Genomic DNA, 26731 nt, shown 5'->3' on the forward strand with positions numbered 1-26731 from the left:
CATAGCTTAAATATTTGTTTTGTTTTTAGAACTAAAAGCCGTTAAAAGCAAATAACTTATAAAGCCAACTGATAGTGCTGAAACGGTTGCTAAAATAAGACTTCCTACGATATATTGTGTAGCATTTTTTTGAATATCGTCAAGAGTTATTGAACTGTCTAAAACCAGTGGCGTTTCGCTGCTGACAAAAACACTCCCAACTTGAAGCGAAGCATAAATAATAAACGGTATAAAAGGCGGAAAACTTACGTTTGAAGTAAGATAGGCAATGACTTTGTTGAGTCTGAATAAGGCAGCAAACGTAAAAAGCAATACGGTTTGGAAGCCCCAGAAAGGCGAAAGTCCGATAAAAATACCAAGCGCAATTGCGGCCGATTTTTTAAAATTAGAATCATTGCTTTCTAAAATATCTTCTAGAAAGAATTTCTTAAAACCTTTTTTTTTTGCTCTTCTAAAAAAATCTCTCGGCTTTATGTACAGCAAAGCATTGGTTACCAAAACGGTATTTAAAATACTAATTCGGGTAAAATCTTGAAACGGACGGAAATGTGAAACTCTTTCAGCAGGATCATACAAAACTTGAATAGGAATATTTTTAACCACAATTCCTTTCCAAGCAGCGCGCACAATAACTTCAATTTCAAATTCAAATTTATTGGTATAAAAACGTTTTGGCAACAGTCGAAGCGGATATAATCTAAATCCAGACTGTGTATCGTCTAGCTTGATTCCAGTTTCAAACTTGAACCAAAAGTTAGAAAACTTGTTTCCAAAACTGCTTTTCTTTGGCACATTTTCCTGCGTCATATTGCGGCTTCCAATCAAAAGCGCGTTGGGTTCTTTCTGAATTTCTTCAATGAAAATAGGAATATCAGTTGCAAAATGCTGTCCGTCAGAATCGATTGTGATGGCGTATTCAAATTCCAGTTCCAATGCTTTTCTAAATCCGTTTCTCAGCGCTCGTCCTTTTCCTAGATTTTTAGGATGATGAATTTGAGTCAGCTGTGAATATGATTTTAAAATTTCGCTTGTAGAATCGGTAGAACCGTCATTGACAATAATAATATTTGTGGTGAAATCTAAAATAGAATCCAGTACTTTTTTCAGCGTTTTTTGATTATTGTACGTAGGCACAATAACGCAAAAGTGAATCGAACTAAGTAATTCCTGCTGTGATTTCATGTGGTATTTTTTGAGCTTACTTTACAAATTGCTTCTCTTTTTCAGAGAAACTTTCAGATTGTAAAACAAAGTCTTTAAGATAATCTTTCAAAGCGGCACCTTGTGATGCATAATACGTTGTGATGAATTTTTTATCTTCTTTGATATTTTTCTTATAACCCGTAATAGCAGGAACATCTTGCTGAACGCTTAATCGGATCATTCGCATTTCAATATTGCTTGGATCACTTTTTATCGTTGCTTCAAGCAATTTTGCACCTTCTTTAAAACGGTCCATTTTTTGCCTTAATTTCTTTTCAAATTTAGAATCTACTAAAATTGAAGCTGCTTTGTAAGCCACTAAAATTTTATCATCGTTATTTGAAACTCCAGAAAGTTTTGCGACAAAATCTTTGGCATTGCTTTCTGATTTTGCTACATCAGCATACATTTTGCGGATAGAAGCCAAATCTGGCGTTCCAGCAAAACTAACCCATAAAAGTAATGTCAATAATAGTTTCATAATTATATTTTTTTGTACACATTACTCAATTTAAGAGCAGTTGTGTCGTTAAAGTAAGTCGTGTTTTTCACTTTTACCAAACCGTCTTCAGTTGCTGTAACATCAAGTTCCAATCGCAGTTCCGGAGTAACCTCTGGATTTATCAGCGCCATGAATTTTACATTTGCCAAAGACTGAATCATCAATGAACTTTTTGTAATAGATTCTGTAAGTTCCTTGATAATCTGAATCATACAAACACCAGGCATAATAGGATTTCCAGGGAAATGCCCTTTAAAAACCTCATGTTTTTCATTGACTAAAATGGTAACAATATATTTTGAATCAGATACTTTTTCTTCTGATAGTATTTTATAAAAATCTTGTAAAATCATATTTTTTATTTTCCAAATGTATAGGAAACTCCCAACTGAAAATTAATATTTGTGTTATAATCTCCAAATAAATAATAATTATTGGAGTCATTTTGATAATAATCGCTGCTTAAAACATCAAGCAGCCCTTTTTTTAATCGAGCTTCAAATGTTAATCCAGAAGGTAGAGCATAAGCAACACCTAAAACCAAACCAAGATCATTTTGTGCTTTTCTAACCGCAAGATTATCATTTAATAAAATATCTAAAGTTGGTCCCGCTTGAAACTGAATTCCTTGTGGCAGAGTAAATTTATTGATTACAGAAAGTGACAAATAATTGATATCCAAATCCAAATATTCTACCTTATTGGTTTGACTAGCTTCGTCATAATAATTTCGCGCAACATTATTAGAACCTTGTCTGCTATAATTAATTTCTGGTTGCAGCGAGTAAATTTTTGTAATCTTAATATCAGTAAAACCGCCAGCATAAAAATCAGTTTTATAATCGGCGTGCATTTCAGAAATGGTCGAAAAACTAAATCCTGCTCTTAAACCAGGTTTCGCCGTTACCTGAGCCTGAATATTTAAAACCGTAAAAAAAACAGCAAAAAAGAAGAATATTCTTTTGTTCATTTTTATTTTGTTTTAAACGTATAACTAATACCAAGCTGGAAAACCTGATTTAAAATTACTTGATCATAATAATAACCATCGTCGATTCCATCGTAACCATAAATATCAATTAACCCTTGTTTGAATCGAGCTTCAAAAGTTAAGCCATTTGGCAAAGTATAACCAACACCTCCAACAAATGAAAGATCGTAATCTTCAGGTTTAGTGTTTATATAGTTATCACTAACTTTTAAATCTAAAGATGGCCCTGCTAACAGATGAAAACCGCCACCGTTAAAGTTAAATTTTGCAACCGCTCCAAGTGTTATATAATTCAACTCATACTTTTCAGAATAATAACGACCATTTTCAAAGTATCTTCCTTCATCACCTTGTCTTGAATAATTTAATTCTGGCTGAACCGAAAAAAATCTATTGAATTTAATATTTACCAATCCACCAACGTAAAAATCAGTTTTAGAACTGTTATCATCAATATTGCTTAGTGTTGATATATTCAAACCGCCTCTAAGTCCAGGGCTAACTTTTACCTGCGCTTCTGCCTGGATTCCGATTAATAAAACAAATGCAAGTACAACAAAATTTCTCATTTTTAATTGATTTAAAGTTTATGGTTTGTTTAATTTTCTATTCTGATTTGAAATAATTCAGCTCAATTTTCAGTTTAATATTCTGATGAATTATCTGAATCTTCTCAGCAAAAATATTGTTTTCTGAATTGAAAAGCAGTGTAAATTTTTCTTTTGTTTTAGAAGCATGAACGATCTTTTCTAATTTCTGATCTTTTTTGGAGATAAAAATATAATTGTCCCGTTTTCCATCTGCCGATTTGTAAATGTCATTTGAAGAGTTTTCAAATTGTTCCTGAATCGGATATTCTTTCTTTAAAAGCAGTCTAAAATCTTCTTTTAAAGTATTGATTAATATTTTTCTATCTAATTCAGAAACAATAGAATTGACTTTAAAATCGGTTTCTGAAATTTCAAAATCCATCAATTTGTTTCCGAATTCGGTTGTAAAAACAATTCGGTGTGTCGTGTCGTTTATTTTCTTGGCAATAAAAATTCCAGACAATTCATTTCCGTAAACAGTTATGTTTGTTTTATAAACATAATCGGTTTTTGAATCTGTGAAATACGGAACCGTATAAGAGGTTTTATCTAATTTTTTAGGCGTATAATTTTTTGTGACCGAGCCGCAAGAAATTAAAACAATTGCCAGAAAGCAATTAATTAGTAAAAACTGAATCGTCGATTTTTGCATTGATCACTTTATTTTTAAGTACAATTCGGGTATAATCTTCAGATGATTCTAACAGTTTTACCTGAACAACAGTTGCTTCTTCTTTGTCAAAAGTCAATTCGATTTGTTTGATGTATTTTTTTAGCGTCGCATCTTTCGGAATGAATTTCGCCAGATTCTGACCTTTCAATTTAAAATACGAAATCGTAAATTCTTTGTCATCAAACATATTTCCGCTTACGCTTCCCACAATTAATTTATTGATTCGAGCGAAGATTTTACTGTTTCCAATATCAACTGCGCTTTTCTTTCCTTCGTCGTTAATCAGGATTTTTCCGTTTTTGAAAGTAATGCTGTAATTGTACGGTTTCTTATATTGCCATTGAAGTAAAGCAGGCTCTTTAAAAACCATTTTTCCTGAAGTTTCAATGTCTTTTGATAAAAAATCTAAATGCTTGTACTGAACAAAATCGGTAGTTAAAGTTTTGATTTTTTTAGCCACAACATTTACATCTTGCTTAAAAGACGCAATTTCAGCATCGGTCATTTTTTGTTCCTGAGCGAACAAATTGCCTGAAATAAATAAAATTAGTATAGCTATCTGAGTTTTCATATTTTAATAAAATCCGTTTTTATCCGCATCTTCGCGCAAGCGAATCTGTTTTATCCGCGTTCAATTTTCATAAGCTTTAAGATTCAAAAGTTCTTCAATAGAAACGACTTGATAATTATTTTTTTGTAAAAATTGCAAAAACTGTTCCAAGACTAAAACAGAATGTTTTCCCGTATCATGCAAAAGTACAATTCCGCCGGGACAAATATGTTTAATTAACCGATTGAAAATTAATTCCTGATCTTTTGTTCCTCCGTCAAGAGAACGGATATTCCAGCCAATTGTTTTATGTCCGGTTACTTTTAAAGCTCTTCTGATGGAAGGAGTTGTAACTCCATAAGGCGGACGAAAAAAGTTTATTTTTCTAGAAGTGAATTTTTCTAGAAGCGTGTCTGTTTTCTGAATTTCTTCGGTTATTTTTTTAGCATTATAAAAATCAAAAAATTTAGAATGAGAATAGGAATGATTTCCAATTAAGTGCCCTTCATCAATCACTTTTTGGAGAATTTCAGGATGCGTTTCGATGTTTTTCCCAATACAGAAAAAGGTTGCTTTGGCGTTGTATTTTTTCAGAAGTTCTAAAACTTCCAAAGTATAAATGCTCGGACCGTCATCAAAAGTTAAGGCGATTTTTTTTTCTGTTTCTAAAGGATTACTGCAAAATGCTTTTACATGATAATTAGAAGAAATTCTAGCAGAACCAAAAGCATTTATTCCAATCCAAAGTAGAATTACAACAACAAACCACAGAAAATGAATTGCGTTATACAGATTCAGAAGAAACAATAAAAGCAATAAAAAGATAAAAAACAGCGATATGTTTTTATGCGTTATCATTTTGATAGTAGCGTAAAACTGTGGTTTTTTCCGTTTAATTGATTGTATAATAAAATCTTTTTGTAGTCTGATTTTTCGACAGCATTTACTTTTGTAATTTCAGGGATTTCCTGATTTTTCAATATTTTAGCAGCCATCCAAAAAGCAAAAGCAGAAGCTGTATCATATTCGCCACTCAAATGTTTGTAATATAAAACAGGAGTTTGGGCAAACGAATTTTCGGCAAGATTTCTGTAATAATTCTCAAAATCGACATTTCCGTCAAAACCTAAAATAAGAGCATCAACGTCTGAAATTTCCAAATTATTTGATTTTAAGAAAGAAACAGCAGCTGCTTCAACCTCATTTTCTTCCAAAGTATTTACAATAGAAACGTCTAGAAGTTCGGCATAAGTGTTTTCTTTTCTTTCGTTTTCTAAAACAAAAAAACTGGCGCCTTCACCATAAACAGCACCGCTGGTTTTAGAATTCAAAACATCGTAAGGAGCAGAATTGTCTGCTTTAATACGGCCATTTAATTTAAAAAGGGAAGTGGTATAATCTCCATTTTCATCTACGCCTCCCACTAAAATCGAATTGGCTTCATCTTCTTCAATCTGCATTTTTGCATCCAAAAGTGCCGATTCAAAAGAAACAGCACCGTTTACATACGTAAAATTATAACCTTTACATTGCTGTAAAAGTGCAATCTGCGCTCCAACTGTATTGTGGGTAGATTGAATAAAAGAAGTTGGAGTCAAAAACTCTTCATTATTATCTAAAATGCTTTTTAGGAATTTTTCAGAATCTTCAATACATCCTAAACCAGTTCCTGTAATAATCGCATCAACGCTTTCAACATTCGCATCTTTCATGGCCAAAGCCGAAGCTACGATTCCGTTTTTTACGCCTTTTGCCATGCGTCGGCTTGCAGCTGGCGAAATATAATCTTTGTACGCTGGCGGAACAATTGCCAGTACATTTTCGTCGTGATTAACATTGGCCTCTTCCAAAAAAACAGTATCAAATGTTTTTTGAGTCGAAATACAGCCTACTCCATTTATATATGTTTTTTTTGTCATTAGCTTTTTGAAAATATAAGAGTTGAACAGTTTCCTCCAAAACCAAAAGAGTTGGATAAAACGTGATCAATGTTTTTATTTTTTAATGAGGTTTGCGGTTTCAAATCAAATTCTTCCATCGGAGTTTCAAAATTTAAGTTTGGATAAACCACATTATTTTGAATAGCCAAAACGCTGTAAACGGCTTCAATCGCAGCAGCAGCCGCTAAAGTATGTCCTGTAAAAGGTTTTGTAGAACTAAAATCTGGAACTTTTTCGTTTTCATAAATTCGAAGCAAAGCTCTTCCCTCAGACAAATCGTTGTTCGGAGTTGCGGTTCCGTGCACATTGATGTAATCAATTTCAGAAGGTTTTAGGCCAGAAACTTCAAATGCTTTTTTCATAGCCAAATAAGCGCCGTCTCCATTTTCTGAAGAAGCAGTCTGGTGAAAAGCGTCGTTTGCATTTCCGTAACCCGAAACTCTTGCCAGCACTTTTTTGTTTTGCTTTTCAACAATTTCATCCGATTCTAAAACCAAAAAAGCGGCAGCTTCTCCAAGATTTAATCCTTTTCTGGTGTTGTCAAAAGGTTTGTTGTAATCGTCAGACAAAATCATTAAAGTTTTGAATCCGTTGATGGTGAATTTTGCCAAAGCATCAGCTCCACCCACAATTACGCGATCCAGTTTTCCCGTTTTGATTAGTCTTGCACCCAACATAATCGAATTGGCTGCGGATGAACAAGCCGTAGAAATAGTTGTAACCATTCCTTTTAAACCTAATTCTTCAGCAATTTTTTCAGCAACATCTCCGCCATCGTGACAAGTAATGTATTTGGTCAATTCTGGTTTTTCGAAATAATCGTAATAATGTCTTTCCGTCATGTCCATTCCGCCCACGCTTGTAGCCGAAATAAGTCCTGTTCTAAATTCATTTATATCGGTAATGCCGGCATTTTCAACAGCTTGTTTTGCTGCCAAAGTGCCAATCATAGCGGTTCTGGAGAAATTATTATTCTCATTTAATTTCAGTTCATTAACAAGATCTTCGTTGGTTTTTTTGATTTCGCCAACTTTGATAACATCTGCATGAACAGTCGAAATATTTTGAATACGAGAAATGCCGATTTTGTTTTCGGTCAGTGAAATGTAATTTTCCTCAACCGAATTACCAATCGCAGAGATAATTCCCATTCCCGTTATTGCAACACCTTTCATCTAATTTTAGATTTATGATTTTAGATTTTAGATTGTTTAGAACTTTGTCAAAGTTTCAAACTTTGACAAAGTTGACAGATTTTTAAAAATTCAGATTTTAAGTTTCAGTAGAAATCTAAAATCTGCAATCTAAAATCTACAATTATTTCGTTCTATTTGCGCTGATATAAGCCGCCATAGTTTCGATTGACTGGAAGATAGCTTTTCCTTCTTTCGGATCTACTAATTTAATTCCGTAATCTTTATCTAAAATCACGATCAATTCAAGTGCATCAATCGAGTCTAAACCTAAACCATCTCCAAACAAAGGATCGTTATCAGCAATATCTTCTACTGCGATATCTTCAAGGTTTAAAGTTGTTATGATTTTATTTTTTAATTCTTCTTTTAATGCTTCCATGATTATTTATTGTATAATGTATTGATAGTCTCGTTTGTATATTTTGCATTTTCTTCTGTACTAATTGTACATAAAAAAGCTTTATAATTGTCGTTAAAATATTCTACCCAACCGCACAAAACCACATCTGCTTTATTTGTATTCAGAAGAATATTCGAATAATTCGACATAAATTCGGTGTTAAAGGTGTCAAATATAAAGAAAGAATTTTCACTTTTCAGCTGATGACGGATACTTATTTCGCCCAAACAAATATTTGGCAGCGTATAAACAAAGACCGCCGGACTCGGATAATAGTTTTCTTTGTCTGAAATCGATTCCTGATATTTTACATCGGTGTCTAAACTCGACGATTTGTTAGCCAAAACCAAAGCGATATTATTTTCTTGCTCCGTTGAGGTTATCGGACTCAAAAGCAATTCTGATCCTAAAAAAGCCAGTTTGCTCAAAGCATCCATTTTGAAAAACTTTGGATATTGCATTTCAAAATTGCGATAAGCTTGTTTGGAGAAATCAGCAAAATCGGTTGGTTCAATTTTGAATACAGAAGTTCCGTTCAAAACAATTTCGTTGTTTTGGATGGTGATGTAGGATTGTATGTCGGTTTTGTTTTGAGTCATTGAAAATAAATAAAAGGGAGTAAGTATAATTTATCCACTTAAAAATGGATTTCTTTAAATTTTTCATATTCTTCTTCACTTTGCATGTAGAATAACATAAAATCATCAAGCTTTAATTGAGTGCCTTTATTTCCCATATCTTCCCTAATCATTTTCATTAGTTCAAAATATGTTTTAAAATGCTTAATTCCAGAGCCTCCTCCGTTTATTTTTAAAGTCCATTCTGTGAATTTTTTAAAGACTTTATCGGGAGCATAAATAAACATATCTCGTTTTATTTCTGCCATTCGTTTTACAATTTCTTTGTCACTTATTGCTTTACCTGTTTTGGTAGCGTTAGTTACATCGAATAAAATATAAATAAATTCAGAGTACATTTTATATTTTTTTTCAGATAATTGGCTTTCAATATTTTTAACTCTATCTTTTTGATATTGAATACGCCATAATAAAAAAGCACTTAGAAAAGTTAATAGAGAAAGTAAAATTTCTTTATAAGGAATTTGAGTTGCTATTTCATTCATAAAATGTATGTTTATTAATATTGAACTTACAAGTTGCTTTTTATGAACTGTTCGGAATTCCGAACAGTTGATTTAAAAAAAATTATCAATACTTATTTTTTATAGCTTTGTGATTATATGAAATTTTACGAAAAATATCCGCAATTAAAACAAAAAAGCTTTTTATCAAAAGTTCTAGTTAAAACCGTCTATTCTACAATGGCTCTAGAAAATCAATCTGTTTCAAAAATAAAAATTATAAAAATTGTTAATGCTATTTTAAAAGAAAGAGAATTGAACGGTTCATCATTCTTTAATAAATAGTTTTTATTATCTTTTATTTCATTTTCTCAAAAATCACAGCCGTATTACAACCTCCAAAACCAGAAGCCGTTTTCAGGAAATATTCAATATTCTTTTCTCCGTTTTTTTCAATCACATTAATATTTTCACTAACCCCAATTTCATCAAAACCTTTAGATTCGAAAAGGGTATTTTGATTGGCAGATTCTATCGCTATAACTGTTTCCAATAATCCCGAAGCGCCTAGTGTATGACCGTAAAATCCTTTTAAACTATTTACGGGGACATTTTGTAAGTCTAAACGAGTTAGAGCAATCGCTTCCATTTCGTCATTATAAGGCGTTGCGGTTCCGTGTGCTGAAATATAATCTAATTTGTTTGCTTCAATTTGAGCTTCTTTCAAAGCATTCTGAATACTTCTAAACAAACCTTCGCCTGTTCTTGAAGGTCCAGAAATATGATTGGCATCGTTTATTGAACTGTCGCCAATTACTTTTATTTTAGCGTTTTTCGCTTCTGCCGAAACTAAAACAGCTGCAGTTGCTTCGCCTAAACTTACTCCAGTTCTGTTTTTAGAATACGGTTTGCAAGGCAGTTCGCTCATGGCTTGAAAAGCATTAAAGCCAGACAAAACAAATTCTGAAACTTCGTCGCCCGCCACCACAAAAATAGTATCGTAAAGTTCAGATTGAATCATTCTTTTGGCAACAGAAATGGCTAAAATTCCAGAAACGCAGGCATTCGAAACTACAATTGGCTGAGTTTGGAATCCGAAGAAATCGGCAACGTTTTTAGCCAAAACATCTAAATGCGCGTTGTTGAAACTTTCCTTAGAATCATTTGCCAAAGCAGTTACATTTCCTTTTGTGGTAGAAAGTATAAAAGCGGTTTTTGAATTTAATTCTACGTTTGAATTTTTGATAATCGGCTCTAAAGCCAAAATCATCATTTTCTCTAAACGGGAATATTTTGTTTCAGTACTAATTTTTGAAAAAGCAGTGTTTATTTTTTCATCAGAAATAATCGAAGCATAAAACGGATTCGGCATCAAAGAAACATCGTTATGAAGCTGAATTCCAGAATCACCACGAAGAATGGCTTCAACATTTGATTCAACATCAAAACCTAAAGGCGTGATACAGTTCGTTTCTGTAATGTATATTTCTCTTAACATTTTAAATTTCGATTTCTCCTGCAAGGTTTCCAAAACCTTGTAGGTATTTATTTTAAAGCTTTATCTGAAAAAGGTTTCACGCAGATTTTGCAGATTTAAGCAGATTTGCACAGATTCTTTTATTTTTAATTCGTGTTAATTCGTGAAATTCGTGGCTAAAACTTTATTTTATTAATCCCACTTTTCGTTTCCATTCCTCATAAAAAGGCGGATTTGTCAGCATTAAATTTCCTGCTGAATCTAAAAAAACCTGAGTTGTTTCGCCTGTGCAAGCAACTTCTCCTTTGTCATCAATAATTTTAAAACGATAAATCATTTTGGCAGCTGGCGTATCAACAACCGTTGTTTCAATTGTTACCACATCACCATAACGCAGAGATAATTTATGTTCGCAAGTCGATTTTACAATTGGCGTAGTATAACCCGTTTTGGCAATATCCAGATAAGTAAGTCCATGCTGACGTCCAAAAGCTTCTCGTCCATCTTCAAAATACGTGATGTAATTGCCGTGCCAAACAATTCCAAGCGGATCTGTTTCGTTAAAACGAATCCTGATTTCGTGTGAAACGGTTAGATCTGTAGCTTCTTTAAACTGCTCTTTTCTTTTTATCATAAAATAATGCGATGGAAGTGGTAATAATGAAAAACAAAAATAATAAACTTATTCTTGGTATGATTTCGACGAAAGAAACGTTACGCAATAAAACATCGTAAAAAGCCTCTAGTCCCCAGTTCATTGGAGATGATTTTGCGATATATTGCATGATTTTTGGCATTGCAAAAACAGGAACCCAAACACCACCAATCGCCGCTAAAATGATCACACTTGTAGCGCCAAAAGGAGCAGATTGTTCTTGCGTGCTTGCGACAGTTCCCAATAAAATTCCGAAGCCGATTGCTGCAAAACCTGAAAATAAGGCCACAACACTGGTCAAAAAGAAATGCCCTTCGATATTTAAAGAAGGCAATCCGATTGATGGAAATAAGAAAACGGCAACGGCAACCATCATATAAAACTGAATCATACAAATGATCGAGTAGGTGATGGTTTTTCCAATAATAACAACTAGATTAGAAACCGGATTGGTTCTTAATCGAACAAAAGTTCCCTGCGATTTTTCTTTTACAATATTGATAGATAACGGAATGACAATAAAAAAGATCGCAAAAAGTGTCCACGCCGGAACATTATGCTGCACCGAATTTGGTCGAACTTCTTTGTTGTTGATTCTCGGAATTATTTCTTTGAAAGTAATGAAGTTTTTCTGTTCAAAATCGATTGTTTCTTCTCCTAATTGTTTTTGAAAAGTGCTGTAAATCGATTTGGTTTCAATCTGAGAAATCATTTTGTCAATCGAACTCATAACGGCATTTTTGAAACTCATCTGAACCGCTGGATCAAAATACAGTTTTACTTCTTTTTCTTTAATGACGCGCTGGGGTTCGGCAGCTGTTGTACTATCGGTCAAACCTAAATTGCTGACGATTTTCTCTACATTCTGATTCACTTTTTCCTGTAAATCTGAACTTAAGTTTTCTGGAATTACAATTGCCAATTGAAATTTTCCTTTGTACACATTTTCTTTGGCCATTTCTTCGGTAATCGGTTTATGGTCAATTTGTGTTACAATGATAAAGTTTTTGCTTTTTTCTAAGTTCTCAAAAACGGTTTTCGACACAGATCCTTTGTCTTTATCGACCAAAAGAATCTGAATTTTAGAATCGGTTACGGCTTTAAAAGTGCTGTCTTGAATTAAGGTTACGGCAATTACCAAAACCAAAGGCATGATAAATAAAATAATCAATCCGCCTAAATCTCTTTTTAGCAAAAGGAATTCTTTTACTACCGACATCCAAATTTTATATATCATCTCTCAACGCTTTACCGGTTAATGAAATAAAAACATCTTCGAGATTTCGAGCATCTTTTGTAGATTCAATTAATGCCGACGGAGTGTCTTGCGCATAAATTTGTCCTTGGTCTAAAATTGCAATTTGCGAACAGAAATCTTCGGCTTCAGCCAAATGATGCGAAGTATAAATAATAGTCGTTCCGTTTTGGTTCAACACTTTCAAATAATCGATAATGGCAGTTTTAGAATGAACATCGACACCAACTGTTGGCTCATCCAAAAACAAAACTTTCGGATTATGTAGAATTCCTGCGATCAGATTTACACGGCGTTTCATTCCGCCTGAGAAAGTTTGAACTTGTTTGTCGGCAAATTTCAATAAACCCAAAAGATCCAAAGTTTCTATTACTTTATCTTTTAAATCAAAACCTTTTAGACCGTACATGCTTCCAAAATAGTGCAGATTTTCTCTGGCAGTCAAAGTTGGATACAAAGCATATTCTTGAGGAACAACGCCTATGATTTTTTTAATTTTTGAAGCATGATGCTGATAGTCTAAACCATCAATTGTGAAATGTCCTGAAGTTGGTTTTACCAATCCGCAAAGCATGGAGATTAAGGTTGTTTTTCCCGCACCATTTGGACCGAGCAAACCAAAAATCTGACTTTCATTTATATTTAGCGAAACATTGTTCAAAGAATACATTTCTGCATTTTTGTACTTTTTCGAAAGGGATTCTATTTGAATGATAGACTGCAAAATAGTGTTTTAGCTGATCGCTTTTTTTAGTTTTTTGAAAAAGATTTCTTCTCTATTGGCAATGTCCAAAAGTTCATCGGCAATAGTGTTGTAGGCATCTTCTTTGGCACTTCTGTTTTTATAAATTCGTGAAGCTTCAACAGCAAAATCACGCCATGAATCTCCAATTTGAGTCATTTCTTTAGAAAGTTCTTTCAGTTCTTCGTTACCCAAAATAACCGAAGCTTCCTGTAAAAATGCCGCATAAATAAAACGGAAACCACCGCCTCCAGTACCAATTTCTTCTTGCATACGAACCATTTGCGCCAGATAATGATTGGCTTTTCTAACGCCATGTTTTGCAGGCCATTTTCGAATCTGGCGAGAAACCATTTTGATGCCGCGAACGCCAACAATTGGCATTGGCGCAAGCATATCTCGACACGTATTTTTGATTCCTTTTATGATGGCGCTTTTTAAATCAACTTCTTTTGGAATCTGAATTGGATAGTACATTTGACCGCGAGGTGCAAAAGCTCCTTTGGCAAAACGTACTTTATTCATGTCTTCGTAAGTTAAAGTCGTAACGGTTTCCATTACAGGATCGCTCACTAAATATCCGGTTTCGGTTTTTCCGTAAACGACTAAATTGTGTGCATTGAAATGAAAACGATATTCGTCAGGAAAATAACTTAAATTGTAAACGCCAACCTGTAATCCGGTCGGGATATTATTTTTTAAATTTTCGTCTAAAGCTTTATTCGCATTTGTTATAGAAGAAAATTTTTGTCTTTTTATTTTTAAATTTAAACGGGTCGCCACTTTATTGAAAATCTGTCCAGGCAAAGTTCTATAGCTGATTGCTGGTGCATGATTTACTTTTATAAAAGGCAGATATACAAAAAACAATCCAGAGCCAATACCAAAAACCATCGGTTCGCTAATGTTTAGTCCGCTGTTTTTTAGCAGATTTGACGCTACTCCATTCTCGCAATGAGCAGACTGATGATGTGTGAAAGTTAATTCCATTTATTTGGTAATGCTGTTTTTTAATTCTTCGATTGATACTCCAAAAGTATCAGCATATTTTTTCAGGATTTTATCGTTTAATTTGGCAAAAACACTAGGTTTAAAATGTCTTTTTACACGCCATTTCCAAAACCCAACATAACTTGATAATATGTTAAGATCCATTTTATTGGCTTCCATAAAATACACAATCGGACTTACTTCGCCGTTTAAAACCTGCTGTTTCGCATCGGCAATTCTTTCGTTTATTTCGTCAATAGAATTTGAAAGTGCTATCGTTTTGGGTTCCCAGCCCGTACTTAATGTTGTGGTATAATTACCATTTTCATCTGTTGCGTACAAAAGTTCTTTAACGTTGTTTTTCGTTAAGTTGCTTTGATCCTGAGGTACTTTATCTTTTTCCATTACCTAGTTATTATTTTCAAGTGGAATTGTTACGAAACCGAAATTGTTTTCTGAATAAACAAGTTAATTTCGCATTCTAAGAGTATCTGGTTTTCGACTGAACTTTTACAGCTCATGGTGCATAAAGTATAATCGTCGCCAGTGAATTTAGAAACCAAATCGGCTTTGGTTATAATGCTATCACCGACTTTAGGGAGTGCGTGAATTTTTACATTTTTCAAAGCACTAATGAATCCAATTACATTTACGTTTTCATTTTCAAGTCCGTTGTCGTCAAAAAAATATTTTTTTCCAACAATTGCCGAACAAGTCTGAGCGGTGTTTTCGATTAAACCTGCTTCAATAAAAACATTGTTTTGAACGAAAATATTGTCTTCTTCAACAAGAAAAACAGTTTCTACTGAACTTGAATCAATATTCAAAATCAAATCCACCATAAGCATTGGCGCTCGGTGCGGTAAATAATTTTGTATGTCAACAGCAGTAGCTTTCATTATAATTTTATTTTGCCAAAACAGTTTTCATTTGTCCTCTGGCAATTTCTTCATTATTTAAAGTCGTTACAATATCCACTAAAGTAATTCCTGCAAATTCTTGCAGAATGGTTATTTCAGATTGAATGTTGTCGTTAACGTTTGGAAGCTTTTTAATTTCAATTTCTTTAATAGAACCAATGTAGCCCGTCGGAGCAATTTCGTTTCTCAAAAAATATTGATATCCTGTATGCAATGCCACAGATTGTGCCATGTGTTCTATTAATCCCGCTTCCAGAAAAGTATTTTCAGCAACAAAAATATTATTACTTTGAATTTCTAAACTAGCAACCAAAGAAGTTTCAGAATAAGAATGCATAGCATCTACCATCACAAAAGGGAACTTTTGCGGTAATAAATTTTCTACCATTTCTTTTTCTAGAAGTGCCATTGTTTCCATTAGCAAACCGTTAAATATGCGTAAGCAAAAGAGAATCTTCCACTTTCTGGAACAGATAATAAAATTTTATCTCCTTTTTTCAAATTTCCTGAATTCATTAATTCTTCAAGAGCCAGATAAATAGAAGCAGAGCCAACATTTCCAACTCTAGAAAGATTCATGAACCATTTGTCATCGCTCATTCCGATACCTTTTTCGTTTAATCCTTTCTTCAGTCCTTCCACAAAAAAGTTTGAAGAAACGTGAGGAATAAAGTAATTGATATCTTCCGATTTAATATTGTTTTTATCCATAGCGTCTTTCATGCTTTCTGCACCTTTAGACAGGATAAATTCGTCTAATAATTTAACGTCTTGTTTTATAGAGAAAACAGACTCATTTAGCCATTGTTCTGGCGAATAATCGCTCCAGCCTTTAATTTCTCCATTTTCTAATTTATCGCCTCCTGCATACATGCAAGTTTCCAATTCGTACGCATACGAAAAAGCTTCCATCCATTCGATTTTTAGCGAAATTGGTCCTCTTGGCCTATTTTCTAATAAAAAAGCTCCAGCACCATCAGACAACATCCAACGAAGGAAATCTTTTTTGAAAGCAATGATTGGCTGTTCTTCAAGGCTTTTTAAATTATCAGCCTCGTGATTGTATTTTTGAGCATTCAGCCAGGTTGAAACTTTTTCAGATCCTGTGCAGATTGCATTTTTTGAATTTCCAGATCTAATAGAAAGAAAACCAAATTTAAGAGAGTTCATTCCGGCACAGCAAACTCCTGTTGAAGAGTTTAATTCTACCGATTTATTTTTTAGCAGACCATGCACCATCGCGGCATGCGAAGGCAGAAAAATGTCGGGAGTCGAGGTTCCACATGAAAGTACTTCTAAATCCTGAGGCGTAAAATTTTCGTCGAATAACGGTAAAATAGCATTTCTTGTTAATTCGGCATTGCTGTGCGTGCTTTTTCCTTCTTTGTCAACAGCGTAATATCGGCTTGTAATTTTATTATTGCGCAAAATAATACGTCTTGCTTTTGAAGCAGTATCATTGATAAGGCCTAAATAGGCTTCCATTTCATCATTTGAAACGGCTTCGTTTGGCAAATATTTTGCAGCTTTTGTAATATATACTTCAAACATAATCTAAATTTCGTCTTCTAAACTCCCTGATAATATTGAGTTTCCTTTTTTATAGTTTTTAACTTAAGCGGATAGGTAATAAGGTGCAATATATACACTATTGGTGAAATTAACCATATCGCAAGGAATAAATAAACATTAAATACTTTAAGCAGCTGTTTTCGTTTTTTTTGATTTTTATAAATGATATTTGACCATTTATTAAAAATTTTGTTGGCCGTTTTGTCAACAGTCACTAAATATGAACTTATTTTTACAGCCCCGGCCTCGACCAATTTTGGCTGTAATTGTGCTAAATTATTTTGTTGTAAAGAATCAAGCATAATTTCTCCAAACTGACTGGATTCTTGTATGTCTTTTTCTGAAACTCCTGGAAGCGGAAATATACCTAAATATTTTTTCTTAACTCCAGAAAACATCCATTCTACGATGGTAATAACGCTGATTAAATTTCCAACGCGATCAACCAAAGCTACATTTCCAACCAAATTGGCATTGGCTTTTCTGAGTAAAACTTTGATTTTTTCCTGAGCCATAATCCACATATTTCTTGAACCGCTGATGGTGATAACAGGCGTATTGTTCAAAATTTTCTTGGCATCGTCACTTTTCAAAAATGAATTGATCGGAATTGAAGGAGATAAATACCAAACCTGATAATGAAATAATACCAAATCAAACTTTGTGTTTAGAATTTCTTCTGGAACAGGTTTTAATGCAGTCGGAATCTGTAAAAACGATTCTGGAAATGCATCAAAAAATGATTCTTTGTTCCAAGGAAACGGAAATGGTTTTTCTAATTGTATTTCGTGAAAAGTAAGATTTATTTCTTCTGAATTTAGAAACGGTTTTGCAATATTTCTTGCAATAGATTCCAATTGTCCAGATTGAGAATAATAAATTACGAGAACATTTTTCATTAGGTTTTTTGGCTTTGGTGGTTCGCAAAAGTAAGTAAATTTATTTAAACGAATTTTCTTATTTCGACCAATGACATAGAATTCCCAATTTTTTGATTTATTGAAAAAAACTAAACCGAAAAGTGTTTGTTTGATGCTATTTTGGCAATGAATTTTTGTTTTCTAACTGGTTCCAAAAATCAAAATAATTGAACCATTGTAAAGGATATCGATGAAGAATGCTTTCAACGCTTTTTACATATTCTTTCAAAAGCGCTTTTTCGTCACGATGTTTTACTTCGGCTTCTCGTGCGTACAAATGATAATGAAGATTTGGCTCTTTCATTACATAAACAAAAACTACAGGAACTTTTAATCTTGAAGCAATTAAAAACGGACCTGCAGGAAAATTGGCTTCTTTGCCCAGAAGGTTTTCAGAAAGTGATTTTGTTCCCTCAAAATAACGGTCGCCTGTAAAGCAGATTAATTCGTTTTTGGCTAAAGCGGCATTAATCTCAAAAATATGCGAGAGGTCTTCTTTTATAATAATGAATTTTACAGTAGGTTTTTTAGAAACACTTTCCAGATAATTTTTAATGGCAGAATGTTCTAAATCTGTTGTAACAAGATTGATTTGGAAATTAAGATCAATATCACCTAAAAAGTGTTCAGCAATTTCAAAATTACCAACATGGGCACTGATTAAAACGCCACCTTTTTTCTCGGCAAGTAGTTTTTTAAGCGTTTCTATTCCGTCAAATTCGTAGGTAAATTTGTTTCTCATTCCAGCAGAAATGGAAACTTTATCAATAATGGTTTGCCCAAAAGTGTAATAGCTTTTGAAAACCATTTTTTTAGATTTGAAATAGGAATACTGAAGTCTTTCTTTAAAGTAATAGAAAATGGCTTTATTGCTTTTTCTTAGAAATAAAAAATAATAGGAAGCAACAAAATAAAGTAAGACATAAGCAGCTTTTACACCCGCTTTTTGAATTAAAAAAACGAATATTTTATAACCTAAAACAGTTCCTTTGGATTTACCATCCCATTGACTCATTTAAGCTGATTTGGCTTTGATTTTAGTTTCGATTAAGTCATAAAAACTTTGAAAATCAGAAATTCCAACAAAATCTGCTTCAACTAGTTTTACACCAAAGTTTGCCTCTATTGAAACGACTAAGTCAACATAATCCAGACTGTCTAACCCAAGTGTATCTTTTAAATTAGCATTTGGTTCAATGTCGTCATTATCAACTTCAAATTCATCAACTAAAAAACCATTAATTTTTGCTATAATCTCTTCTTTATTCATTGTTCAATTTAAACTTTTTAACCACCAACGCAGAGTTGGTTCCTCCGAAACCGAAAGAATTGGACAAAAATATGTCAAATTTTTTGTTTAACGTAGTTTTAACTAAATTTAATTTTGACGCATCTTCGTCTGGAGTTTCCAAATTGATGTTTGGCGCGATAAAATCATGCTGCATCATTAAGATAGAATAAATGATTTCGCTGGCTCCTGCCATCCAGCATTCGTGGCCAGTCATTGATTTTGTAGAGCTTACCGGAGGATTTTTTTCTCCAAAAACCTCAAAAATGGCTTTTGCTTCGTTTGCATCTCCAACAGGAGTTGAGGTTGCATGAGCATTTATATATTCAATATCTGAAGCTTCTAATTTTGCATCGTCAAGCGCACGTTTCATTGCTGTTGCAGGTCCTTCAACGTTTGGCGTTGAGATATGTCCTCCGTTTGAAGAAAATCCGTAACCACCAATTTCTGCGATAATATTGGCGCCGCGCGCAATTGCAGATTCGTAACTTTCAAGAATTAAAGTGGCTCCTCCGCCACTAGGGATAAGTCCATCACGACCAGCATCAAAAGGTCTTGAAGCTTTTGTTGGATCTCCTTCTCTGTTAGAAAAAACACCTAATCCGTCAAAACTGCTCATTGCATATTTATTGATTTCTTGAGCTCCGCCAGTAATTACAATGTCTTGAAAACCGCTTTTAATTAAAAAATAAGCCAAACCAATAGAGTGAGAACCGCTTGCACAGGCCGCACTAACGGTAAGATTGATGCCGCGAAGTTTAAAAATCGTGGAAAGATTCATCGTAACCGTAGAATTCATCGATTTGAAAATGGCTCCAGAACCAATTAGAGCAGTGTCTTTTTTCTCTCGTATAATATCTGTTGCATCAATAATAGCTTTAGAAACACTATCGTTTCCGTACATAATACCTACTTCGTGAGTATCAAAAAAAGCGTCATCAATATTCGCATTTTTCAATGCTTCTATAGTGGCCATATAAGCATATTCGGTTTCTTCGCCGATGCTCATACGTTGTCTTCTTGTCAATAAATTTTTAAGATCGGTTTTCGGAACCATTCCTGTCAAGGCCGATTGAAAACCAAATTCTTTTCGTTCAGAATCAAACTGAATACCAGATTTTCCTTCGTACAACGAATCTTTTACTTCGTCTAAAGAAGTTCCGATACAAGAATAAATTCCCATTCCAGTAATTACAACTCTTCTATTCATCGTCTTTCAAAAGTAATTTTTTATCCTTAAAGTGTAATTTTTACTACTATATTCTTTAATTGGTCTTTAATTTTTTTAACCACAAATTACACAAATTTCCGCAAAATTAATTTGTGAGAATTTGCGTAATTTGTGGCAAAATCAGTTAAGAATATATTCCGCCATTTATATTGATAATTTCTCCTGTAATATAGCTTGCTTTTTTAGAAATCAAAAAGCTTACCAAATCTGCTACTTCTTCTGCTTCACCAAAACGATTTACCGGAATTAATTTTAATAATTCTTTTTCGTCCAGTTGGCTCGTCATATCGGTTCTGATAAAACCTGGAGCAACAGCATTTACAGTAATATTTCTTTTGGCAACTTCTTGCGCTAGGGCCTTAGTTGCTGCTACGATCGCACCTTTTGCCGCAGAATAATTGGCTTGTCCTGCAGTTCCTTTTACTCCAGAAACCGAAACCATATTTACGATTCGGCCATATTTATTGCGTAACATTTTTTGAATAAAAAATTGCGTAACATTAAAGAAACCGTTAACACTTGTGTTCATAACGCCGTTCCAGTCTTCTGGTGTCATCCACATAAAAAGACCATCTTTGGTAATTCCGGCATTGTTTACAATGGCTTCAACCAATTTTTCAGGATTAGCTTCTTGCCAAGCAGTTAAAACATTTTGTACGTTTTCAAAATTAGAAACATCAAAACCTAAGATTTCGCCTGTTGCGCCTAATTTTTGCACTTCTTGCAATGTTTCTTCGGCAGCTGTTTTATTTGAATGATAATTAATCAGAATATGATAATCGGATTCTACGGCTAGTTTTTTACAAATCGCACTTCCAATTCCTCTCGAACCGCCTGTTACTAATACACACTTCATTTATAATGTAGATTTTATTTTTATTCGTCATAAATGAAATCGTATTCTAAAAAAGACGATTTCATCTATGCAAATGTTATAATTTATTTCGGAGAATAAATACTATTTCTTTTTCTTTGGGGCTGGTTTTTTCGTTGCAGGTTTAATTTCCTCTTTTGGTTTTTCGGCTGGAGCTGCAGCTGGCTGAGGTTTTTCTACACTTTTAGAAAACAGTTCTGCATTTTCAAACCATTGGTTGGCCAAAACTGTTCCGTCAGGTTTAAGAAATCCCCATTTTCCTTCGTTTTTTACTCGGGCAACACCACCAATAAATCCTTTATCTTGTTGCGTAAACATGGCGATAATAGCATTTGTTGTTATGCCATATTGAGTTGGAATTACCAATTTTCCAGATTCATTGATAAATCCCCAGTTGCTTTCTTTTACAGGTGCTAAACCGTTTGTGCTGAAAACTTCGGCATCGTTGTAAGTTGGTTCGATTACAAATTTTCCTTCTGGATTAATGAATCCCCATTTTTTTCCAACCAAAACAGGAGCAAGGTTTTTTGAGAAAGCTTTTCCTTTATCATAAATAGGAAGAATGGCCCAATTTCCTTTTAAATCGATGTATCCTATTTTTCCATTCTTTTTAGCAAAAGTCAAATCTTGAGTTTCAAAATCCCAGATTTTTTCAGCTCCGTCAACTGGAATAAATTTTCCGCCACTTACCAATCCGAAAGTTTTGTCTTTTCTTGCCCAAGTTGTTCCTTTAAAATAATTTCCAACTTCGGCATACACTGGTTCAACCAATTCTTTTCCGTTAGTATCAATAATTCCCCAGTTTTTGTTCAGTTCCACTCTCGCAAAACCATTTTCAAAAGGTTTGATCTGATCGTATTTTGGTTCTAAAACTACAGTCATTTTGTTGTTGATTAGTCCAACTTTATTGTTTTGCCTGATGAACGCAACACCGTTATTAAAATCAAATAATTTTTCTGAAGCAGGTGCTTTTTGAATTTCTCCTTTTGTATTAATGTAAACCCATTCTTTGTCTTTTTGTACAACTGCAATTCCGCTGTTAAAATCTTTAGCATCTTTAAAATCTGCTGGAATTACCCAAGTTCCTTTTGCATCGATAAATCCCCATTTTCCACCATTTTCTACAGCAGCCAATCCTTCAGAAAAACTTCTGGCAGATTTGTACTGAGGTTCGATTTTAAAAGATCCATCTTTAGACAGATATCCAATTTTAGAATTTTTTTTAACTAATGCTAATTCTTGGCTATTAACAAATTGAATGCAACCTAGCAATAAAAAAACAAGTGACTTTTTCATGATTTTAAGATTCAATATTAATACTATGAAGTAAAGATTTTTAACTGTTGATCAAATAATCTTTTACTTTTTGAACAAAAGGATACATTACTTGATCTTCCTTAAATTCTGGAATTATATTTCTGATATCGTCGTACCATTTTTTAGTGGTAGACGAAATTTGATCTTTTTGTTTTAAATAATCAATTGCCTGAACAATCGTAATTAATTCGATAGCCAAAACTTCAAAAGAATTTTCAATCACTTTTGATGTAATAACTGCAGCATTTGTTCCCATGCTTACAATGTCTTGATTGTCATTGTTGTTCGGGATACTGTGAACGTACATTGGGTTAGACAACATTTGGTTTTCAGCAGTTGTTGAAGTCGCTACAAACTGAACGCCCTGCATTCCGAAATTAAATCCTAATGTTCCTAAGTTTACGAATGGAGGCAAAATTTCGTTGATTTTTGAATTCAATAAATAATTCAATTGGCGTTCTGCCAGCATCGTTAATTTTGTAATAACGATTTTCAGTTTATCCATTTCTAGCGAAATATAATCTCCATGGAAATTTCCGCCGTGGTAAACGTGTTTGTTTTTAACGTCAATAATTGGATTGTCGTTTGCCGAGTTAAATTCATCTTCCAGAATAGAAGCAACATTATTGATAGTCTCTAAAACCGGTCCTAAAATTTGAGGAACGCAACGTAATGAATAATATTCTTGAACTTTTTCTTTGAAGATTTCTTCTGTGTTTTCGCCAGAATATAAATGATCTTCTCTTTTACGGATCAACGTACTGTCCGAAAGATTTTGTCTCATTCTTTCCGCAACTTCCTGCTGACCTTTATGACGTTTTGTTTGATTTAATTCTTCTGAGAAATGATCGTCGTAAGCTTGAACTAATTCGTTAATTGCGCAAGAAGCTTTTAATGACCAGTCTAATAATTTTTTAGCATAATGAACATTTACAACTCCAATTCCTGTCATTACAGAAGTTCCGTTGATTAATGCCAAACCTTCTCTAATTTCTACTTGAATTGGTTTCAAACCTTCAATTTCGAAAACTTCTGCAGTTGAACGTCTTTCACCTTTATAAAAAACTTCGCCTTCGCCAATTAAAACTAAAGCTAAGTGTGATAATTGTACTAAATCTCCGCTGGCACCAACACCGCCGTGTTCAAAAATTAAAGGTGTAATATCTCGATTGATTAATTCTGCCATTAAATGAATTACAGAAGAATGAACTCCTGAATTTCCTAAAGAAAGTGTATTTAATCTTGCCAGAATCGCTGCTTTTGCGCACTCAGCGTTCAAAGGTTTTCCTGTTCCAGAAGAGTGGCTTCTAATTAAATTATATTGCAATTGAATTTGATCTGACTCCTTAATTCTGTATTGAGCCATTGGTCCAAATCCTGTATTTACTCCGTAGATTACTTTATTTCCTGAGAATTCTTTTAAGAAATTAAAACTTTCGTTTACTCGATTTAAAACCACATCGCTTATGGCAACTTTGTTTTTTCCAAAGATTATGGCTTCAAATTCTGCTAAACTTAGATATTCATTTATTGTATTCATCAAATCGATTTTGGTTGCGCTAATTTAATTTTATTTATCAAAATAAATGTAGTTATTTTGATGATGGCAAATGTAGGTTAATTAATGATAATAATTCTAATATGACAAAGGAGTTTGTTGATGTTTTAGTGATTGGTGCAGGACCGTCCGGATGTGTTTCGGCATCGTATCTTTTTAAGAACAATGTAAAGGTTAAAGTTGTAGAAAAAACGAAGTTTCCGAGACTTGTTGTTGGCGAAAGCCTTATTCCGCGCGTAATGGATCATTTTGCTGAAGCAGAATTGTTTGACGCTCTTGATGCAATGAACTTTGAGAAAAAGTTAGGTGCTCGTTTTATTAGAGGAGAAGAAATCTGCAATTTTGATTTTAGTGTAAAATTTGGCGAAGGATGGGATTGGACTTGGCAGGTTCCAAGAGCTGATTTTGACAATACAATGGCACAGGAAATTATTCGAAAAGGAATTGATTTGGAATTTGAAACAGAAGTTTTGGAGGTTTCTTTTGAAGGAAAAAATTCAAAAACTATTGTAAAAGATAAAGACGGAAACCTAAAAGAAATCCACGCTAAATTCATCATTGACTCCAGCGGATACGGACGCGTTTTGCCAAGACTTTTAGATCTGGATACGCCATCAAAATTAGATCCGCATTCTTCGATTTTTACTCATGTTAAAGATATTAATAGAGAAGAAGGGGTAGAAGGAACTCAAATTTCGTTTGATATTCTGGAAACCGAAGTTTGGCTTTGGGTAATTCCTTTCTCGAACGGAAATACAAGTTTGGGTGTTGTTGGCCCAACAGATTTTATCAATTCGCTTTCTGAAAATAAAGATAATGCCGAGGCTCTGCGAAATGCCATTCAGAAATCGGATTATTATATTAAAAGATTTGCTGGAACAGAATTCCTATTCGAGCCAGTTAAATTAGAAAACTACTCAAGAGCCGTAAAAAGAATGTACGGCGATGGTTTTGCTTTAACAGGAAACAGTTCAGAATTTTTAGATCCAGTTTTCTCATCAGGAGTTGCTTTTGCAACCGAATCTGGAATGTTGGCAGCCAAATTATATTTGAAAGAATCACAAGGAATTCCTGTAGATTGGGAAGTTGAATTTACACAATACATGAAACGCGGAATTGCCGTTTTCACCACTTACGTGCAAGAATGGTATACAGGAAATCTGCAGACATTATTCTTCCATCAGCCGGAAAATCCAGAAGTAAAAGAAAAAATATGTGCCGTTTTAGCAGGTTATGTGTGGAACGAAGAAAATTCGTTTGTCAAGAAACATGATCACGTAATAGCTAATATGGCATATTTACTGAATATGCAAAAAGAACAAAGCCCTGAATAATCAGGGCTTTTTTTATTCATTCCGTAGGAATGTCTCGTCGGTAGTAGAACGCGAAATTTGAATTGGGATAATACGTTCCGTAGGAACGTTTGATTAATTGATTTGGAATATCATTTCCGTAAATCAGATGTCCCTACAGGACATAATGCAAAACGACATTTTTTTTCTACCGACCAGATATTCCTACGGAATATTGAATGTTGCTATTAATATGGAATCGGATATTATAATCCGAAAATCTTATCCATTACAATCCATTTTTGTCCCGGTTTTGCCCATGGTAAAGCTTGCTGGAATTTCCACATTAAAGTTTCCCATTCCTGAACTTTTTCGTTTGCTGCATCGGCTTGATCTTTCTTTTCGAAAGTAAAATCAGCATCTGCTTCGATAATCATGAACAATCGATTTCCTGTGCAGTAAATATCCAAAACTTCAATTCCAGCATCTTGAATGCTTTTTTTAATTTCTGGCCAGACATTTTCATGCAGTTCTTTGTATTCTGCAATTAAATCTGCATCATCTTTTAGGTCTAACGCCAGATAGAATTTTTGAGTTGCCATAATCTAAATTTATCCTTGGTACGCTACAGCAGTTTGTTTGCTTGTACCTAAACCTTCAATTCCTAATTCGATTACGTCGCCCGCTTTAATGTAGATTGGATCTGGTTTGATTCCTAATCCAACTCCTGGAGGCGTTCCTGTACTAATTACATCGCCAGGAAGCAATGTCATAAATTGACTTAAATAATGTACTAAAAATGGAATTTTAAAAATCAAATTTGAAGTGTTACTGTTTTGGAACGTTTTTCCGTTTACAGTCAACCACATCTTTAGATTATTTACATCACCCACTTCGTCTGGAGTTGCCATAATTGGCCCAAGAGGAGCGAAGGTGTCAGAACCTTTTCCTTTTGCCCATTGTCCGCCTCTTTCGATTTGGAATGCTCTTTCGCTGTAATCATTCAAAAGACAATATCCTGCAATGTAATTTGGCGCATCTTCTTCAGAAACGTAGCTTGCTTTTTTGCCCACGACAAATGCTAGTTCAACTTCCCAGTCTGTTTTTTCGCTGTTTTTTGGGATAATCAAATTATCATTAGGTCCACATAAAGAAGTCGTTGATTTAAAGAAAATGATTGGTTCTTCTGGAATTGCAGCACCAGTTTCTTCACAGTGATCTACATAATTTAATCCGATGCAGATAATTTTTGACGGACGCGCAACTGGCGAACCTAAACGAACTGAATCGCTTACTTCTGGAAGAGAGGGATTATTTTTTAAAGCTTCTTCTAATTTTGCTAAACCGTCATTTTCAAAAAAAGCTTCGTTGTAATCTGTAACGATAGACGAAACATCGTATCTTTTTTCATTTAGTAAAACTCCTGGTTTTTCTTTTCCTTCTTCTCCGAATCTAATAAGTTTCATATTTTAATTTTTAGTTTTTTTGCCACGAATTACACGAATTTTCTCGAA

General features: G+C 33.8%; 32 protein-coding genes. 1 reads left to right on the forward strand and 31 read right to left on the reverse strand.

What is annotated here, in order from left to right; translation table 11 throughout:
* Positions 1-6: 6 nt before the first annotated feature.
* From NU08_RS03245 to hutH, 29 genes are all read right to left on the reverse strand, one after another.
* Positions 7-1182 carry a DUF2062 domain-containing protein gene (locus NU08_RS03245; protein ID WP_129745840.1) on the reverse strand — a complete coding sequence of 392 codons (1176 nt, stop codon included), beginning with the start codon at positions 1180-1182 and terminating at the stop codon, positions 7-9.
* Positions 1183-1198: 16 nt separating this feature from the next.
* Entirely contained in the window at positions 1199-1684 is a 486-nt protein-coding gene (locus NU08_RS03250; protein WP_129745841.1) for a hypothetical protein, read from the reverse strand.
* Between the two features lie 2 nt (positions 1685-1686).
* Positions 1687-2058, reverse strand: a complete 372-nt coding sequence (locus NU08_RS03255; protein ID WP_129745842.1) for a 3-hydroxyacyl-ACP dehydratase — start codon at positions 2056-2058, stop codon at positions 1687-1689.
* 5 nt (positions 2059-2063) lie between these two features.
* Entirely contained in the window at positions 2064-2675 is a 612-nt protein-coding gene (locus NU08_RS03260; protein WP_129745843.1) for an outer membrane beta-barrel protein, read from the reverse strand.
* A gap of 2 nt (positions 2676-2677) precedes the next feature.
* Entirely contained in the window at positions 2678-3265 is a 588-nt protein-coding gene (locus NU08_RS03265) for a porin family protein (protein ID WP_066033150.1), read from the reverse strand.
* Positions 3266-3302: 37 nt separating this feature from the next.
* Complete coding sequence (locus tag NU08_RS03270; RefSeq protein ID WP_129745844.1) at positions 3303-3938, reverse strand: hypothetical protein; 636 nt, start codon at positions 3936-3938, stop codon at positions 3303-3305.
* On the reverse strand, positions 3904-4530 hold the full coding sequence (locus tag NU08_RS03275; protein WP_129745845.1) for an outer membrane lipoprotein carrier protein LolA: 627 nt from the start codon (positions 4528-4530) through the stop codon (positions 3904-3906). The genes NU08_RS03270 and NU08_RS03275 overlap by 35 nt, the downstream gene beginning before the upstream one ends.
* A 60-nt stretch (positions 4531-4590) precedes the next feature.
* Positions 4591-5367, reverse strand: a complete 777-nt coding sequence (locus NU08_RS03280; protein ID WP_129745846.1) for a polysaccharide deacetylase family protein — start codon at positions 5365-5367, stop codon at positions 4591-4593.
* Entirely contained in the window at positions 5364-6428 is a 1065-nt protein-coding gene (locus NU08_RS03285; RefSeq protein ID WP_129745847.1) for a beta-ketoacyl synthase N-terminal-like domain-containing protein, read from the reverse strand. Before NU08_RS03285 ends, NU08_RS03280 begins: the two co-directional genes overlap by 4 nt.
* On the reverse strand, positions 6428-7624 hold the full coding sequence (locus NU08_RS03290) for a beta-ketoacyl-[acyl-carrier-protein] synthase family protein (RefSeq protein WP_129745848.1): 1197 nt from the start codon (positions 7622-7624) through the stop codon (positions 6428-6430). The genes NU08_RS03285 and NU08_RS03290 overlap by 1 nt, the downstream gene beginning before the upstream one ends.
* 142 nt (positions 7625-7766) lie before the next feature.
* Positions 7767-8024, reverse strand: a complete 258-nt coding sequence (locus NU08_RS03295) for a phosphopantetheine-binding protein (RefSeq protein WP_008465883.1) — start codon at positions 8022-8024, stop codon at positions 7767-7769.
* Between the two features lie 2 nt (positions 8025-8026).
* Positions 8027-8644, reverse strand: a complete 618-nt coding sequence (locus NU08_RS03300; protein WP_129745849.1) for a 3-oxoacyl-ACP synthase — start codon at positions 8642-8644, stop codon at positions 8027-8029.
* A 38-nt stretch (positions 8645-8682) separates the two neighbouring features.
* Positions 8683-9168 (reverse strand): hypothetical protein, encoded by a 486-nt coding sequence (locus NU08_RS03305; protein ID WP_129745850.1) that lies wholly within the window; start codon positions 9166-9168, stop codon positions 8683-8685.
* Between the two features lie 316 nt (positions 9169-9484).
* A complete protein-coding gene (locus NU08_RS03310) occupies positions 9485-10624 on the reverse strand; it encodes a beta-ketoacyl synthase N-terminal-like domain-containing protein (RefSeq protein ID WP_129745851.1) in 1140 nt (379 codons plus the stop codon).
* Between the two features lie 163 nt (positions 10625-10787).
* Positions 10788-11237, reverse strand: coding sequence for an acyl-CoA thioesterase (locus NU08_RS03315; RefSeq protein WP_129745852.1), 450 nt, complete (start codon positions 11235-11237; stop codon positions 10788-10790).
* On the reverse strand, positions 11212-12495 hold the full coding sequence (locus NU08_RS03320) for an ABC transporter permease (RefSeq protein ID WP_165352400.1): 1284 nt from the start codon (positions 12493-12495) through the stop codon (positions 11212-11214). Before NU08_RS03320 ends, NU08_RS03315 begins: the two co-directional genes overlap by 26 nt.
* Positions 12485-13183, reverse strand: a complete 699-nt coding sequence (locus tag NU08_RS03325; protein WP_165352401.1) for an ABC transporter ATP-binding protein — start codon at positions 13181-13183, stop codon at positions 12485-12487. The genes NU08_RS03320 and NU08_RS03325 overlap by 11 nt, the downstream gene beginning before the upstream one ends.
* 63 nt (positions 13184-13246) lie before the next feature.
* The gene (locus NU08_RS03330) at positions 13247-14245 is read right to left on the reverse strand and encodes a BtrH N-terminal domain-containing protein (protein WP_129745854.1); all 999 of its coding nucleotides are present in this window, start codon (positions 14243-14245) and stop codon (positions 13247-13249) included.
* Complete coding sequence (locus tag NU08_RS03335) at positions 14246-14650, reverse strand: hypothetical protein (protein ID WP_111368937.1); 405 nt, start codon at positions 14648-14650, stop codon at positions 14246-14248.
* Between the two features lie 29 nt (positions 14651-14679).
* Entirely contained in the window at positions 14680-15144 is a 465-nt protein-coding gene (locus NU08_RS03340) for an ABC transporter permease (RefSeq protein ID WP_129745855.1), read from the reverse strand.
* 7 nt (positions 15145-15151) lie between these two features.
* The gene (locus NU08_RS03345) at positions 15152-15583 is read right to left on the reverse strand and encodes a hypothetical protein (RefSeq protein WP_129745856.1); all 432 of its coding nucleotides are present in this window, start codon (positions 15581-15583) and stop codon (positions 15152-15154) included.
* Positions 15583-16716 carry a beta-ketoacyl-ACP synthase III gene (locus tag NU08_RS03350; protein ID WP_129745857.1) on the reverse strand — a complete coding sequence of 378 codons (1134 nt, stop codon included), beginning with the start codon at positions 16714-16716 and terminating at the stop codon, positions 15583-15585. The genes NU08_RS03345 and NU08_RS03350 overlap by 1 nt, the downstream gene beginning before the upstream one ends.
* A 17-nt stretch (positions 16717-16733) precedes the next feature.
* Positions 16734-17636: a dialkylrecorsinol condensing enzyme DarA gene (locus tag NU08_RS03355; protein WP_129745858.1), complete on the reverse strand. Its 903-nt coding sequence runs from the start codon at positions 17634-17636 to the stop codon at positions 16734-16736.
* A gap of 136 nt (positions 17637-17772) precedes the next feature.
* Positions 17773-18672 (reverse strand): lipid A biosynthesis acyltransferase, encoded by a 900-nt coding sequence (locus NU08_RS03360; RefSeq protein ID WP_129745859.1) that lies wholly within the window; start codon positions 18670-18672, stop codon positions 17773-17775.
* Positions 18673-18927: an acyl carrier protein gene (locus NU08_RS03365; RefSeq protein ID WP_008465907.1), complete on the reverse strand. Its 255-nt coding sequence runs from the start codon at positions 18925-18927 to the stop codon at positions 18673-18675.
* Positions 18920-20155, reverse strand: coding sequence for a beta-ketoacyl-[acyl-carrier-protein] synthase family protein (locus NU08_RS03370; protein ID WP_129745860.1), 1236 nt, complete (start codon positions 20153-20155; stop codon positions 18920-18922). The genes NU08_RS03365 and NU08_RS03370 overlap by 8 nt, the downstream gene beginning before the upstream one ends.
* A gap of 145 nt (positions 20156-20300) precedes the next feature.
* Positions 20301-21032, reverse strand: a complete 732-nt coding sequence (fabG, locus tag NU08_RS03375) for a 3-oxoacyl-ACP reductase FabG (RefSeq protein ID WP_111368456.1) — start codon at positions 21030-21032, stop codon at positions 20301-20303.
* A gap of 102 nt (positions 21033-21134) precedes the next feature.
* Positions 21135-22346: a WG repeat-containing protein gene (locus NU08_RS03380; RefSeq protein WP_129745861.1), complete on the reverse strand. Its 1212-nt coding sequence runs from the start codon at positions 22344-22346 to the stop codon at positions 21135-21137.
* Positions 22347-22386: 40 nt separating this feature from the next.
* On the reverse strand, positions 22387-23907 hold the full coding sequence (gene hutH, locus NU08_RS03385; RefSeq protein ID WP_129745862.1) for a histidine ammonia-lyase: 1521 nt from the start codon (positions 23905-23907) through the stop codon (positions 22387-22389).
* A gap of 101 nt (positions 23908-24008) precedes the next feature.
* Here hutH and NU08_RS03390 point away from each other — a divergent pair, with 101 nt between their 5' ends.
* On the forward strand, positions 24009-25259 hold the full coding sequence (locus NU08_RS03390; protein ID WP_129745863.1) for an NAD(P)/FAD-dependent oxidoreductase: 1251 nt from the start codon (positions 24009-24011) through the stop codon (positions 25257-25259).
* Between the two features lie 224 nt (positions 25260-25483).
* Here NU08_RS03390 and NU08_RS03395 read toward each other — a convergent pair whose 3' ends face one another.
* A complete protein-coding gene (locus NU08_RS03395) occupies positions 25484-25819 on the reverse strand; it encodes an L-rhamnose mutarotase (protein ID WP_129745864.1) in 336 nt (111 codons plus the stop codon).
* Between the two features lie 9 nt (positions 25820-25828).
* A complete protein-coding gene (locus tag NU08_RS03400; RefSeq protein WP_111423052.1) occupies positions 25829-26683 on the reverse strand; it encodes a fumarylacetoacetate hydrolase family protein in 855 nt (284 codons plus the stop codon).
* Positions 26684-26731 lie beyond the last annotated feature (48 nt).

The sequence above is a fragment of the Flavobacterium anhuiense genome, assembly GCF_004151235.1.
GTDB classification, from domain to species: Bacteria; Bacteroidota; Bacteroidia; order Flavobacteriales; family Flavobacteriaceae; genus Flavobacterium; species Flavobacterium anhuiense_A.